The organism is Chitinophaga horti, assembly GCF_022867795.2.
Classification (GTDB): Bacteria; Bacteroidota; Bacteroidia; order Chitinophagales; family Chitinophagaceae; genus Chitinophaga; species Chitinophaga horti.
Genome location: NZ_CP107006.1, coordinates 1,426,209 through 1,439,901, shown reverse-complemented (window position 1 = coordinate 1,439,901; position 13,693 = coordinate 1,426,209). Strand labels below are relative to the sequence as shown.

The following is a 13,693-nucleotide window of genomic DNA, read 5'->3' as shown; positions in this document are numbered from 1 at the left end:
AAAAGTGGAAGCACGCGTTGCCGCTGAAGTGAGTGACACAACGGGGGCTGATAAGAGAGAAAAAAGATGGCTAAGAAAGAGGAACGATCTTGTAAACACAGCGTTTAGCGCCGGACAAGAGGTGATCGATACGATCGACGGAGGCATGTTCGCCGAAAATGCGGCGGAAGGTTTTGAGTTCGGCCTGGCAGATGTTTCCGCAGACTTTGGCAGCCGAACAGATGGGGCAATGGTGTTCGATAAATAAAAAAGCTTCGCCGTCTTTCCGCCATTCGGCCAGGTAGCCTTCACGGTGACGCATTTCCGCGAGGCGGGCGAGTTTATCGGGCAGGTTATCGATGAGCGACAATGCTTCGTAATAGCGGTCGCTGATGGCCTGCTCGCGGGCCACGATCACATTATTGAGCGCGTCGGGGCCCAATACTTCTTCGATGGTGTTAATAAGTTGAACGGTAAGATCAGAATGCGAATCGGGGAAACGCCGGTTGCCGCGTTCGGTGAGCGACCATATTTGCTGCGGACGCCCTACTCCTTTAGGCTCGGTTACGGCTTCGACCAGGCCCTCCTCCTGCAGCTTCAAAAGATGCAGCCGGGCGCCTTCGCCGGTAATGCCCAACTCCTTCGCCATACCGGATGCCGTCTGCGGGCCGCCGGTTTTCAGCAGCGTTAAAAAACGGTCTGCCGCGGTGGATATTTGAGCCTTATAATTTTCCAAGTTCCTACTTGTTTTAATACAAATGTCGTAACTTTGCTTCATATTTCAATCAGCACTGGAAATAAATTCCCGATCAGATCATCCGGAAAAACTTCCCGAACTGATTCAATAACTCATTTAAATACAATCGTTTATGATAACCGTTTCAGAACAGGCGAAGACTTATATAGATCAGCTGATGGTGAATGAGAACCACGTGCCCGGTACTTTCGTACGCGTTGGTGTAAAGGGCGGCGGCTGTTCGGGGCTTGAGTACCAGATGAAGTTTGATACCGAGGAAAAGCCGCACGACCAGGTATTTGAAGATAAAGGTGTAAAAATAGTAGTAGACACCAAAAGCCTGCTGTACCTTTACGGCACAGAACTGGACTACACAGGCGGCCTCAACGGCAAAGGCCTGGTTTTTAACAACCCGAACGCGTCGCGCACCTGCTCATGCGGGGAAAGCTTCGCGGTTTAGCTTATTTTTGCAGCCCGGGGTTAAAATTTTGACGAAGAATAGCATATATACACAACCAAGGTATGAGTACGGACAACGAAATATTACAAGAGATAGCGGAACGGGATTACGAGTTCGGCTTTGAGACGGATATCAACATGGAAATTGCCCCTCCGGGCCTCAATGAAGATATCATCCGCTTCATCTCACAAAAGAAAAATGAACCGGAGTGGATGCTGGAGTGGAGGCTGAAAGGCTATCATACCTTCCAGAAGCTGCGCATGCCGGAGTGGCAGAACTTTGATCTTCCTGAAATAGATTTTCAGCAATTATCTTACTACGCCGCCCCTAAAAACATGAAGAAGTACAACAGCCTGGACGAGGTAGATCCTGAGCTGCTGGCCACTTTCGAGAAACTGGGCATTCCGCTTAAAGAGCAGATGGCCCTTACCGGCGTAGCGGTGGATGCGGTGTTCGACTCCGTATCTGTAGCCACCACCTTTAAGAAACAACTTTCTGAAATGGGCATCATCTTCTGCTCTTTCAGCGAAGCCGTTCAGGAACATCCTGACCTGGTGCGCAAATATGTTGGTTCTGTTGTTCCGCACTCCGACAATATCTTCTCTGCACTTAATACCGCCGTTTTTTCCGACGGTTCCTTTGTATATATTCCAAAAGGCGTTCGTTGCCCGATGGAACTGAGCACGTACTTCCGTATTAACGCGAAGAACACCGGCCAGTTCGAACGTACGCTCATTATTGCCGACGAAGGCAGCTACGTAAGCTACCTTGAAGGCTGTACAGCTCCCATGCGCGATGAAAACCAGCTGCACGCAGCGGTGGTGGAACTGATTGCGCTGGACGACGCCGAGATCAAGTACTCTACCGTTCAAAACTGGTATCCTGGTGATAAAGACGGTAAAGGCGGCATCTATAATTTTGTGACCAAACGCGGTATCTGTAAAGGCAAAAATTCAAAGATTTCCTGGACACAGGTAGAAACGGGTTCGGCCATCACCTGGAAATACCCGGGCGTAATACTGGCGGGCGATAACTCCATCGGTGAATTTTATTCCGTAGCGGTAACTTCCAAAAAGCAGATTGCCGATACCGGAACAAAAATGATCCATCTCGGTAAAAACACCCGTAGCCGTATCATTTCGAAAGGTATTTCCGCTATCAACGGTCATAACACCTATCGCGGACTGGTGAAAATCGGTCCACGCGCGGAGAATGCAAGGAACTTCACCCAGTGTGATTCTCTGCTGATCGGCGACCGTTGCGGTGCGCACACCTTCCCTTACATCGAGTCTAAAAACGCATCTGCGATGGTAGAGCACGAAGCCACTACCTCCAAGATCGGTGAAGACCAGGTGTTTTACCTGAATGCCCGCGGCATCGACTCTGAAAAAGCAGTAGCGATGATCATTAACGGGTATGCGAAAGAAGTATTGAACCAGCTGCCGATGGAATTTGCGGTAGAAGCACAGAAATTATTGTCCATTACGCTCGAAGGCAGTGTGGGCTGATTTATAAAAATTAAAGTAAGACATGCTTAACATTAAAAACCTGCAAGCAGGGGTAGAAGGCAAAGAAATTCTGAAAGGTATTGATCTGAAGGTCAACGCAGGCGAAATACATGCCATCATGGGCCCTAACGGCTCGGGCAAAAGCTCCCTGGCTTCTGTACTCAGCGGCCGTCCGCAATATGAAGTGAACGGTGGAGAGGTGATTTTCGACGGTAAAGATCTGCTGGAAATGTCGCCTGAAGACAGAGCCCGCGAAGGTCTGTTCCTCGCTTTCCAGTACCCGGTAGAAATACCTGGTGTTTCCAATATCAACTTCCTGAAAACTGCAGTGAATGAAGTGCGCACTTACCACAATCAGCCAGCACTTACTGCAAAAGAGTTTTTGGCCCTTACCCGCGAAAAGCAGGCATTGGTGGAGTTTGACGCTAAACTGATGAACCGCTCGCTGAACGAAGGTTTCTCTGGCGGCGAAAAGAAACGTAACGAGATATTCCAACTGGCTATGCTGAACCCTAAACTCAGCATCCTCGACGAAACCGACTCTGGTCTGGATATTGACGCACTGCGTATCGTTGCTAACGGCGTAAATAAACTGCGCAGCAAAGACAATGCATTTGTGATCATCACACACTATCAACGTTTGCTCGATTATATCGTTCCCGATTTCGTACACGTACTGTGGAATGGCCGTATTATCAAATCCGGCACCAAAGAACTGGCACTGGAACTGGAAGAAAAAGGATACGACTGGCTGAAAGAAGAAGCAGCTATTCAGGAAGTACAATAAGCAAACATGACGACACAAGTACAGAACATACCATTATACGAAAGCCTTTCCAAAAGCTTCGATGGCTTCATCAGCCAGCGTGGCCAGCAGGAAACGGCCGACCTGATCGAGCGCCGTAAAAGCGCCTTTGGTCGCTTCCAGTCGATGGGCTTTCCCACGACGCAGCTGGAAGAGTGGAAATACACCAATCTCCTCCCCTTCCTGAAAGACCAGTTCGAAACGGATTGTACGAAACTGTACGAATCTGCTGACGGCCTGTCCCTGCCGGAAGAAGCGATCATTCAGGGCCTGGATGCATACCGCCTGGTACTGCTGAATGGTCAGCTGATTCCCAGCCTTTCCTCCCTGCCACCCGCAACGGAAATGCTGATCAGCCGCCTGAGCGAAGCGCGCAACGAAGCGGCTTACACCCAATATTTTTCTACCAACGAAATACTCGAAAAACAACACTTCGGCAACCTGAACACCGCGATGTTCTCCGATGGACTGTTCTTCGAAGTAAAGGCGAAAGCGGTAGTGGAAAAACCACTGCACATCATTCACCTTTACCATACCTCGCATAACGCCTTCCTGCAACCGCGCCACCTTTGGGTAGGCCGTAAAGGCAGCATGGCCACGCTGATCGAATCGGCCGTTTGCCTCGATACGAAAGCTACCCTGTTGCTGAACAGCGTAACAGAAGTGGTGACCGAAGCGACTGCTAACCTTACGCATTACCACGTGCAAAGCGGCGGTAAGAACGCAAGGCTGATCAACAACGTGGTGATCCGCCAGGAGCGCGATAGTGTGTACAGCAATTACACGCTCACTATTTCTGATGCAGACCTGGTGCGTAATAACCTGCAGGTACGCCACGAAGGCGAACACCTGGAAACAAACCTGTTTGGCTTGTACCTGGTGAATGGTTCTCAGCTGGTAGATAACCATACTTTAATGGACCACCGTATTCCTAATTGCAACAGCAATGAGCACTATAAAGGCGTATTGTCAGGCAAGGGAACAGGTGTGTTCAACGGTAAAGTTTATGTGCATGTAGACGCGCAGAAAACGAACGCCTTCCAGCAGAACAACAACCTGCTGTTAAGCGATACCGCTACTGTTTACAGCAAACCGCAGCTGGAAATTTTCGCAGATGATGTGAAATGCAGCCACGGTATGACCGTAGGTCAGTTCGACGAGGAATCGATGTTCTACCTGCGCTCCCGCGGTATTGGCGAAGCAGCTGCACGTACCATGCTGGTACACGCCTTTGCTTTCGACATTACCGAAAAAATCAAGATCCCCGCACTCCGTGCCCACGTAGATGAACTGATCGCCAGTCACCTGCCTGAGTAATACGGTTAAAATGAATGAGTCATGAAGGTAGCAGAAACGATGGTACAGATACCGCTGGATATTGAAAAGATAAGACTGGATTTTCCCATTCTTCATACGACTGTGAACGGCAAACCGCTGGTATACTTTGATAACGGGGCTACCACGCAAAAGCCGCTGGCCGTTACCCGTGCGATCGAAACTTACTACAACACGTATAACAGTAATGTACACCGCGGTGTTCATACGCTGAGCCAAAAGGCGACGATGGCGTATGAAGAAGCCCGTACCACCGTAGCAGGGTTCATCAACGCACAACCAGAAGAGCTGATCTTCACGAAAGGCACAACGGATGCGATCAACCTGCTGGCTTATACCTTCGGTAAAAAATTCATTAAAGAAGGCGACGAGATCATCATTTCGGCCATGGAGCACCACTCTAACATCGTGCCCTGGCAGTTATGCTGCGAAGAACGTAAAGCCGTACTGAAAGTAGTGCCCATTAACGAAAATGGGGAACTGCTGATGGACGAGTTCGAACGTATGCTTTCCGATAAAACGAAACTGGTAGCGATCACCTACGTGTCAAACACGATGGGCACGATCAACCCGGTGCGTGATATCATCCGCCTGGCACATGCCCGCAAAGTTCCGGTAATGCTGGATGCTGCGCAGGCCGTGCAACACATTGCAGTAGATGTAAAGGAACTGGACGTTGATTTCATGGCTTTCTCCGGCCACAAGCTGTATGGTCCTACAGGCATCGGTGCCCTGTACGGTAAACTGAGCTGGCTGGAGCAACTGCCCCCCTACCAGGGCGGCGGCGACATGATCAAAACCGTTTCTTTCGACAAAACAGTATATGCAGATCCACCACTGCGTTTCGAAGCCGGTACGCCTAATATCGCAGGCGCCATCGGTATGGCCGCAGGGGTGAAATATATCATTGGCATTGGCTTAGACAAGATTGCTACCACAGAACGTATCCTCACGGAATACGCACTGGAGCGACTGTCTTCCATCGACGGACTACGACTGATCGGTATGGCGGAACACCGCGGCCCGACCTTCTCGTTCGTGATCGGTAACAGTCACCCTACGGATGTGGGCGAACTACTGGACCAGCAAGGCATTGCAGTACGTACAGGACACCACTGTACCCAGCCGTTGATGGACCGGTACTGCATTCCCGGCACTGCCAGGGCCTCGCTCTCCTTCTACAACACTCCTGAAGAGATCGAGCGCCTTGTGGACGGTATCAACAAAGCCATGAAATTGCTTAAAAGGTAGAAATGACGATCAAAGAAAGCCAGGATAAGATAATCGACGATTTTGCCCTTTTTGAGGAGTGGTCGGATAAGTATGAGCACATCATCCAGATGGGCGAAGATTTGCCCGCCATGGACCCGAAATACAAGGTAGACGAGAACCTGATCCGCGGTTGCCAGTCAAAAGTTTGGTTACATGCGGAATTTAAGGACGGGCTGTTGCACTTTACCGCCGACAGTGATGCACAGATTACGAAAGGGCTGGTAGCGCTGGTCGTAAGTGCGGTATCGGGCCATACACCCGCCGACATTGCAGATACGGATTTTTACTTCATCAACGCGATTGGTCTTACAGGCCATTTGAGCCAGACACGCGCGGGCGGACTGGCGTCGATGGTGAAGCAAATCAAGATGTATGCGTTGGGTTATAAAGTTCAACAGGCACAAAAAAACTAGGATATGGACGCAGCACAGATCAGAGATAAAGTGGACGAAGCGCTGAGGACCGTGTTTGACCCGGAGATCCCGGTGAACATCGTGGAACTTGGCCTGGTATATAAGACAGACATCCTGGAAAACGGCGGCGTGCTGGTGATAATGACCCTCACCGCGCCCGGTTGCCCCGTAGCAGGCAGTATTATCGAGGAAGTAACCCAGAAGATCCAGGCGATCGAAGGCGTTACCAATGCCGATGTTCGCCTCACCTTTGACCCACCTTGGAACAAAGAAATGATGAGCGAGGAAGCGCGGTTGGAACTGGGTTTTATGTAGTGTTTACAACAACGAATTATAGAAGGCTGAGGGGATTCCTTTCAGCCTTTTTTGTTGTGAAAAAGTGTCAGTCTTTCGCGCGTTCCAACAGCAGTGGAAATATTTTTCAGTCAGCTGAAACACGCTACCAGAGCGCCGTTGCGTCGCACACTTCAACAGCAGCAAGCCTTCCGGGCAGGTAAAAAATATTTGGCAGCAATAGAAGAATAGCTATATTTGCATTACTAAAATTATTAGCAAAATGAATGCAGACATGTAGTACGTTAATCCTTGATTTTATGTAAAACCATTGTGTACTTCTCCACACAGTTAACCCATTAATCGAATCATTTCTATCATCAATTAAACCATCTTCTTACAAGAAAATGAAAACGAATTTTATTGCCTGCCTGGCACTGGCAGTGCTGGCATTCTTATGCGGCAGCTGCGAACGGGCGAACACCAAAAAACAACAGATCAGTACCCGTCCGTCCCTCTCTACACTGGCGATGGCGAATCCTTTGGAATTAGGATACCGTGAGCTCAGTGTGGACGAATTGCTGAACAGCCGTTCCGTGAAGATCGTTCCGGAGCGCCGCAAACAGGCGGTGGCGGCCGACTTCCTGCGGAAGTTCATAGTGTACCTGAACGACGACAACCATACGATCTATATTCGTTGCCGGGACGAGCGGCCCGCTACAGATGGCGCTTACAGCTACCTGATGCGCTCCTTCGACTGCGCGGGTAACAGCATTTCACCCCGGGTTGAAACACCGGGCCTCATTATGGAATGCCATGAAACCGACTACTACGGCGCAATAGGCACCACCTATCTTGCACACGCCCTTGGCGAAGCCGACGGTCAGCTGATCATCCGCAGCGAAGGCCGCCACAGCTACCTGGCGGGCGAAGAGCTGGAATGTGCGTTGAACCTTAGTGCCACCGGGCAGGACGGCCTGTGCAGGGCTGCGAACCAGGAACGTACCGGGTGGTTGCGGGCCTTTTAATGCAAATAAGGGGCTGACCAAAAAAGCAAAATGAAGGCGTTGATAATCGCTTAAAGGATGGCATGTATTCCTCAGTTATCCGAATAAATCAGGGCTGACCAATAATTTTGGTCAGCCCCATAATCTTACGCCTGGTAGTAAAGACAGCTACGCTGCCTGGAGTCTAAAAGTTGAAAGTAAGGTTGGCGCTGAGCCCATACCGGCTTCCGTGCGGATAAAACGTTCCATCAGCAGTAACAGGCGCATCGTAAGCGTTTAATGCGGTTTCACCTTTCATGGCCAGGTAGAACAATGCGTACTGGTGATTGCGCAGTTGCTTTATGTAACCGGCTTTGGCGGCCACATTCAGCTTGTTCGTTTTGTAGTACTGCCATTCGGGATAGGCCACCCCCTTGGTAAAGAGCGACTCCTGGTTAGCCGGCAAACGCAGGCTCGTACCCATATCGAGGTACGCGCCGGGTTGTACTTCGAGCAGCCATCCGTTGTTATTGGCTGCTGGCAGGTGCCAGCGGGCGGTGGCGGAAACATTGCCATATACGGCGTATAGCTTGTGTTCTGTGTTACCGTCCAGTTTTTGGATATTATGCACCTCGGCGGCCACCGTGTATGTACGGCCCGCATTGAAAGCCGGATAGCGACTGTTGGATACCATGGCGCGGGTGTAATCGTGGATGTAGCGGTAGTTAAAACCATTCAATACTACGTAGTTCATATCCTTTCCTTCCTGCATGGCAGCATCTAGGAAGAAGTCCCACTGCGTGGCCGCTTTGCGGGTCCAGGCGATGGTGCCGCCGTAGGTTTTGAGACGGAAGACGCCGAGCTTACGGTTCTCCACGCCGCTTGAGCCGGTAAAATCGCGGAACAACGTGTCCTTACGATACTGGTAACGAAGAGAAGTGAAGATCTGGCCGCCTGCAACCGGTGCCGATACGGTTGCATTCAGGGCACGCAGCATAGATCTGCTTTGCACTGTATTCTGAATGCGGGGCAGGTAGTATCCATAGCCCATAAAATCGTATACCAGGTAGTTCGTGGCAGACGGAATATTATGTTCCGCATCATTGGAATAGTTTACGCTCGTTTTATCCGTGCCATAGCCATATTGTGCACCGAGGCTTATTTTAACGTTCGTCGCAGGTGTGAAGGCAACATCCGCCAGCATGTTCAGGCGGTATTTGTCATAAGCCGGGCGGGGATCGATATTACGGGCGCCGTTGGCTACGTCATACACAACGCCGGCACCAACAGACCAGCGTTTACCGAGGTCGTAGGTGGCGAGGCCTTTCAGGTGGTAAATTTCTTCATCCCAGTGACCGGCTTTAACGCTGGCCAGGTAATAGGGATTAGGTTCCATATAGTCGGTACGGTGAGCAAAACCGAGGCTATCGTACAAATTGCGCGAATAGTTAAACTCGCCGTATAAAGTCCAGCGTTTGATAGATGCAAGGCCACGGGTGTTTAGTTTGATGTTTTGCTGCGACTGTGCCTGTTGGGGAAACCGGAGATCACCGGCTTCGAAACCGTAGGATAAACCTACTTGTGTGAAGGCATATCCTGCCTGCCGGATGCCGGAGGGCGTGAAAGTGTAAGCGCTCCATTTCTCGCGCTCGATGGTATTATTGAGCAGTACACGGCTGCTGTCCGGTTTATTCTGCGCAACAGCTGTTAACTGCGTCAGTAACAACATGGGCGCGCATCCTGCTATCTTCTTTAATTGCTCAATCATGGTATTACTTAAATGCTCTCGGTGTTGCCGGTGAAATAATGTCGAAATCGTTGGTGGAATTGTTACTGTCCTGCACGACAATACGACCGTTTACGGTACGTAGTGTTTTGCGGATGAGGGCTTGCGACGAATACTGACCGCCCGGCACGAAGCCATAACCTGCATCCTGCGCGGCACGCAGTTTTTTCGGAAACCGGCTCGAAACGGTAGCATGCTGAACTTCTACAGCGTCTACAATTGCAGCGACCGGCACCTGGATGTTCAGCCTTACACTGGCCGATGGGGCTTGCCCGTCCGCACGTGGTACCGCGTAAGCTGGCAGGCTGGCGACATCATCGTGGAAGAATATTGCGAAGCCGTCGCGCCCCGGATTATCCAGGATCATGTCTGTACCGAAATAACTGATCACTTTCATATTGGGTACTGCGGGATTGTCCAGGTCAGATGCGAGCCCAAGACCCAGGAATGTTTCGTAGTCTGCCCCGCTCAGGTCTACGGTCAGATCAGGACGAGCGGGTGATATGGTTTTACCATCGTTGGCTACGTAAGGTGCTTTATGATTCTGCGCATTCTGCGCAATCACGATACTTTGGCCCGGTGGAAGAAATTTGTCCGCTTCCGGCGGCACCTGGTATACGGTTTTGCAGTATACATAGTTGCGATTGGCATCAATATTATCGGGCATGCCGTAGCTACGCTGCCAATCATACTGACCGTCTGCCTGGAATACGTTAGTACTGCTCATCCCCGCGGAACGATTGCCTTCCAGTTGCGCAAAACAAAGGCCCTTCACATTGATCGTGTCACCGGAGTTGTTATAGATTTCGACAAACTGATCTCTAAAGCCGCTGGCGGTAGAAGTATTGGAACCGGCGTAAAAAATTTGTTTCAATACCAGGTCGCCTACCCTGCCGGTTGCCAATGGCATGTTCAGGTCGTTTACAGAACCTGCGTTGACGGTTTGGCGGGTAGCAGAGAAACTGAAGTTCACTGTATCCTCAGCTGCTATTCCTGTAAGGGCAGTAAACACCGCTGGCGCGTAGGCGATCGTTGCGCTGAAGTCATAGTAACCGGAAGGTATCTCAGAAAAGCTGAGTTTACCCGTTGAATCGGCTATTTGTGTGTAGCTGCGTCCTGTCACGGTATTATATACCGTCACTTTAGCGCCGGCCGTACTCAAAAAGCTGTATTCATCTTCATACTGTATGTTCAGCTTCACATCGGCCGGCTTCACGTCTGGCAGCTCCCGCTTGTAGCAGGCGCCCAGCACGGTCGGCAGCAGCATCAATATCCATATTAAACGTTTCATATAATGTCTTTAATGTTCTAGAATTGTAAACTGATCTCCGCACCAAAAGCCGGGTCCTGGTTGTAATAAACTCTTGAATTGGAGGCGTTGATCACAAAAGGACGATAGTTAAAGAAGTTGTTCGAGTAAAAGGAGAAACGATACTTTTTCAGTATTTCTTTACTGATACGCAGGTGGTAGTTCGTAACAATGATCGGCTGCTTCGTATCCGTACTTTCAGTCGGCTGTTTGCTAATACCGTTATAGGCTGGGTTGGCACGGTCTTTTTCGGGAATCAGCACTTTTTCGAAATTGTTGCTGATATAAGCGTAAGGGCGGCCATCATCGTCGGAGCTGTAGCTTTCCCGTAACCAGCTGGCCTGCATGCGCCAGTTGATCAGCAAACCAATCGCGCGGATGTGGTGCGTGGTGCTGAGTGTAGAGGTCAACTCCTGGTAACGGTTGGTCCTGTTCTTTAACACGCCGAGCAGCATCTCCCTGGTATAGTCAATTTGGGCAGGCACCACGAACTGATCACCCGGGTTGTAAGTATAGGTTTGATTGTATACGGTGGAGAAGTTCAGTGCCGTTTGAATCACCTCGATCTTTTTTGTCGACGCGATCAACTCCAACCCGCGGTTACGACTGTACGTGCCGTTTGCCATTGTACGGTAACTCGTGAGGAACCTGAAGTTGCCGTTCGTTTCGTACGTTGGCTTCTGGCCGGGCACGCTGCTCGTGATAGCATAAGTCGGTAATACGACCGTGTTGTAATCTGTATTTGACAGGAAGCCGTTACGATTGATCTTGTGATAACCGGTTAGTGAGAAGCTGAAGAATGGACGGCGAACGTTAATACCCGCTTCATATGTCATACTGATAGAGTTCTTCAGGTCCGTATTGGTAATATCGTACACCTGCGTATGCACCAGGTAGAGGTTCTCGGCCGGATTGTTCGTGTAATAGCTTAACAGCGGTATGTCATAATAAAGCGGGCCAGGATACATATGAGCCAGGCCAGGCGCCTTGCTGTTCATACCAAAAGCAGCATTCACGCTAATGTCTTTCGTGATTTCCAGTGAGCTGTTCAGGCGGGGCATCACGCTAAAATTATTTCCCTGCCTGTCGAGACGAACACCCCAGTTGTTGTTCAATCTCATGCCGGCCACGGTAGTGGTCATATCGTCCTGCAGGTACAGGCCGTATTGCGCCAGGTGGATGTCGCGGCTAAAGTAGTAAGGACGTTCTGCCAGGCCGGTACCGCTTTGCTCCCGGTTACGCGGACGCAGCGGGTTGAACAGGCGGCCTTTACCGAAATTGTCGTCATAACTGACGGTGATACCGGCGGAAAGCTGGTGTTGTACGTTGCCTGTAAATAACTTCGCGGTATTCATTTCGAGGCGGCCGGATGCGGTAAATGGTTTACCATCGATCTCGCGCACGGCTACGTAGAAGGGTGGAACGTACTCACCTTCGTGAATACCGGTTTCCATGGCGTCGCTGGCGCCGAACACACCTGGATTGTAAAACGTTTCATCCCGGCTATTCTGTACGCCGTATGAAACGCCCAGGTTATAGGAAACGTTATCCAGCCACTTCTTTTTGGCGCGATAGCTGCCGCGGGTACCATAGCGGAAACTATAATCGACGAACTTCGAGATATTACGATTATCCAGATCCGGATTTTGTTTAGCATTATCAAGACGGGTGGATACGTCGAACGACATGGTATTGGTAAACCGTTCCTTCGCGCCAAATGCGCGGGTCCACATCAAACCACCACCTACACGGTTGTAAGTTTTCAGGTTATCACGTTTGTCGGCAATGCTGTTCACGTAGTCGATGCTACCGGTGATTACGCCATTGCGGCCTTTCAGTTTGCCGCCTTTATTAATGGACACATTCGTAATACCATTCTGCAGGCGTACGGAGGCGCGATAGTCAGACACGCCGGCTTTGCGCTCGATGATTACGGCACCATCGGTCATATCACCATACCTGGCAGGCGCCACCCCGTAAATCACCTCTATCTTCTCGATATTGGAGGCGGGGATCTGGCGCAGGTCGAGGCCGCTGCCTGCTACGTCGCCATAGCCGAAAGAGGAATTGCCGTTGATAAAGGATTGCATAAAGCCGGAACGCATATCGCTGGTCTGCATATTCGCATTGTTCGATATCGCCATCCCATCGATCATCAATTGCGTACCGAACGAGTTGTTACGGTCGGCCGAAGGATCGCCGGTAGCGGAACGCAGCGTCAGCTGGTTAATGGATTGCAGATTCGGATTCAGTATCTCCTTGCCCGGCAACAACTGCATCACATCCGCCAGGCTGTACGCCTGGATGGCCTCAATCGCCTCGCGGTCGATGACGAACGACGAGTTGGATTGGGCACGCATGCGTACACCGTTCACTTCTACGTCGCGCAGTTTAAGGGAGTAAGATTCGAGGAAAACGGTAAAGGAGGCGGCACCGGCGGGAATAGTATCAGATGCTTCGCGGCGGCCAACGTAGGTAGCTTTTACCGCTATGCGCTGTCCGGCAGGCACCTCGAAACGGATCATGCCCTGCTCGTCGGTAAAACCCGACTTGCCCAGGGCGGGAAGTCCCACGGTGGCGTAAGGTAATGGCCTGTTCTTGTCTTTGTCTATTACTTTAATAGTCAGCTGTTGTTGTGCATAGGCAGGAATACTAACAACAAAAAACATCAACACTAGTATTAATCTCATCGGTCGGCTGGCTTACAGTGATAAATAAGCCGCAAATTTCCTGAATCCGCCCACCTAATCTTGCTCGAATCGGGAAATTATATTGTCAAATTGGGAATTAACCTCACTATTTGAGTAGGTAACGCTTAAAAAAAGATCAAT

12 protein-coding genes are annotated in these 13,693 nt (G+C 50.4%); 8 read left to right on the top strand and 4 right to left on the bottom strand.

Annotation, left to right across the window (positions count from 1 at the left end; translation table 11 throughout):
* Positions 1-70: 70 nt before the first annotated feature.
* Positions 71-715, bottom strand: coding sequence for a helix-turn-helix transcriptional regulator (locus tag MKQ68_RS05965; protein ID WP_264282504.1), 645 nt, complete (start codon positions 713-715; stop codon positions 71-73).
* A 133-nt stretch (positions 716-848) separates the two neighbouring features.
* On the opposite strand from MKQ68_RS05965, the gene MKQ68_RS05960 reads away from it, so the two are divergent.
* The 8 genes from MKQ68_RS05960 to MKQ68_RS05925 all read left to right on the top strand — a co-directional run bounded on the left by MKQ68_RS05960 (position 849) and on the right by MKQ68_RS05925 (position 7,809).
* On the top strand, positions 849-1,175 hold the full coding sequence (locus MKQ68_RS05960; RefSeq protein WP_264282503.1) for a HesB/IscA family protein: 327 nt from the start codon (positions 849-851) through the stop codon (positions 1,173-1,175).
* A 62-nt stretch (positions 1,176-1,237) separates the two neighbouring features.
* On the top strand, positions 1,238-2,683 hold the full coding sequence (gene sufB, locus MKQ68_RS05955; protein ID WP_264282502.1) for a Fe-S cluster assembly protein SufB: 1,446 nt from the start codon (positions 1,238-1,240) through the stop codon (positions 2,681-2,683).
* 22 nt (positions 2,684-2,705) lie between these two features.
* Positions 2,706-3,470, top strand: a complete 765-nt coding sequence (gene sufC / locus MKQ68_RS05950; RefSeq protein WP_264282501.1) for a Fe-S cluster assembly ATPase SufC — start codon at positions 2,706-2,708, stop codon at positions 3,468-3,470.
* 6 nt (positions 3,471-3,476) lie between these two features.
* Positions 3,477-4,805, top strand: coding sequence for a Fe-S cluster assembly protein SufD (sufD, locus tag MKQ68_RS05945; RefSeq protein WP_264282500.1), 1,329 nt, complete (start codon positions 3,477-3,479; stop codon positions 4,803-4,805).
* Between the two features lie 21 nt (positions 4,806-4,826).
* Complete coding sequence (locus MKQ68_RS05940; protein ID WP_285892327.1) at positions 4,827-6,074, top strand: aminotransferase class V-fold PLP-dependent enzyme; 1,248 nt, start codon at positions 4,827-4,829, stop codon at positions 6,072-6,074.
* Positions 6,075-6,076: 2 nt separating this feature from the next.
* Entirely contained in the window at positions 6,077-6,508 is a 432-nt protein-coding gene (locus MKQ68_RS05935; protein WP_264282499.1) for a SufE family protein, read from the top strand.
* Between the two features lie 3 nt (positions 6,509-6,511).
* On the top strand, positions 6,512-6,823 hold the full coding sequence (locus MKQ68_RS05930; RefSeq protein ID WP_264282498.1) for an iron-sulfur cluster assembly protein: 312 nt from the start codon (positions 6,512-6,514) through the stop codon (positions 6,821-6,823).
* A 365-nt stretch (positions 6,824-7,188) separates the two neighbouring features.
* Positions 7,189-7,809 (top strand): hypothetical protein, encoded by a 621-nt coding sequence (locus MKQ68_RS05925; protein WP_264282497.1) that lies wholly within the window; start codon positions 7,189-7,191, stop codon positions 7,807-7,809.
* A gap of 163 nt (positions 7,810-7,972) precedes the next feature.
* Here MKQ68_RS05925 and MKQ68_RS05920 read toward each other — a convergent pair whose 3' ends face one another.
* From MKQ68_RS05920 to MKQ68_RS05910, 3 genes are read right to left on the bottom strand one after another with little or no spacing between them, the layout of a single operon-like run.
* Complete coding sequence (locus MKQ68_RS05920) at positions 7,973-9,535, bottom strand: DUF6850 family outer membrane beta-barrel protein (protein ID WP_244839951.1); 1,563 nt, start codon at positions 9,533-9,535, stop codon at positions 7,973-7,975.
* Positions 9,536-9,539: 4 nt separating this feature from the next.
* A complete protein-coding gene (locus MKQ68_RS05915) occupies positions 9,540-10,844 on the bottom strand; it encodes a DUF4876 domain-containing protein (protein ID WP_264282496.1) in 1,305 nt (434 codons plus the stop codon).
* A gap of 17 nt (positions 10,845-10,861) precedes the next feature.
* Positions 10,862-13,552: a TonB-dependent receptor gene (locus MKQ68_RS05910; RefSeq protein ID WP_264282495.1), complete on the bottom strand. Its 2,691-nt coding sequence runs from the start codon at positions 13,550-13,552 to the stop codon at positions 10,862-10,864.
* Positions 13,553-13,693 lie beyond the last annotated feature (141 nt).

What these genes read in the sequence shown, in the direction of transcription:
- MKQ68_RS05940 (WP_285892327.1), top strand. Translation starts at nt 4,827, where the DNA reads ATGAAGGTAGCAGAAACGATGGTACAGATACCGCTGGATATTGAAAAG.
- MKQ68_RS05960 (WP_264282503.1), top strand. Translation starts at nt 849, where the DNA reads ATGATAACCGTTTCAGAACAGGCGAAGACTTATATAGATCAGCTGATG.
- sufB (WP_264282502.1), top strand. Translation starts at nt 1,238, where the DNA reads ATGAGTACGGACAACGAAATATTACAAGAGATAGCGGAACGGGATTAC.
- MKQ68_RS05925 (WP_264282497.1), top strand. Translation starts at nt 7,189, where the DNA reads ATGAAAACGAATTTTATTGCCTGCCTGGCACTGGCAGTGCTGGCATTC.
- MKQ68_RS05930 (WP_264282498.1), top strand. Translation starts at nt 6,512, where the DNA reads ATGGACGCAGCACAGATCAGAGATAAAGTGGACGAAGCGCTGAGGACC.
- MKQ68_RS05935 (WP_264282499.1), top strand. Translation starts at nt 6,077, where the DNA reads ATGACGATCAAAGAAAGCCAGGATAAGATAATCGACGATTTTGCCCTT.
- MKQ68_RS05920 (WP_244839951.1), bottom strand. Translation starts at nt 9,535, where the DNA reads ATGATTGAGCAATTAAAGAAGATAGCAGGATGCGCGCCCATGTTGTTA.
- sufC (WP_264282501.1), top strand. Translation starts at nt 2,706, where the DNA reads ATGCTTAACATTAAAAACCTGCAAGCAGGGGTAGAAGGCAAAGAAATT.
- MKQ68_RS05910 (WP_264282495.1), bottom strand. Translation starts at nt 13,552, where the DNA reads ATGAGATTAATACTAGTGTTGATGTTTTTTGTTGTTAGTATTCCTGCC.
- sufD (WP_264282500.1), top strand. Translation starts at nt 3,477, where the DNA reads ATGACGACACAAGTACAGAACATACCATTATACGAAAGCCTTTCCAAA.
- MKQ68_RS05915 (WP_264282496.1), bottom strand. Translation starts at nt 10,844, where the DNA reads ATGAAACGTTTAATATGGATATTGATGCTGCTGCCGACCGTGCTGGGC.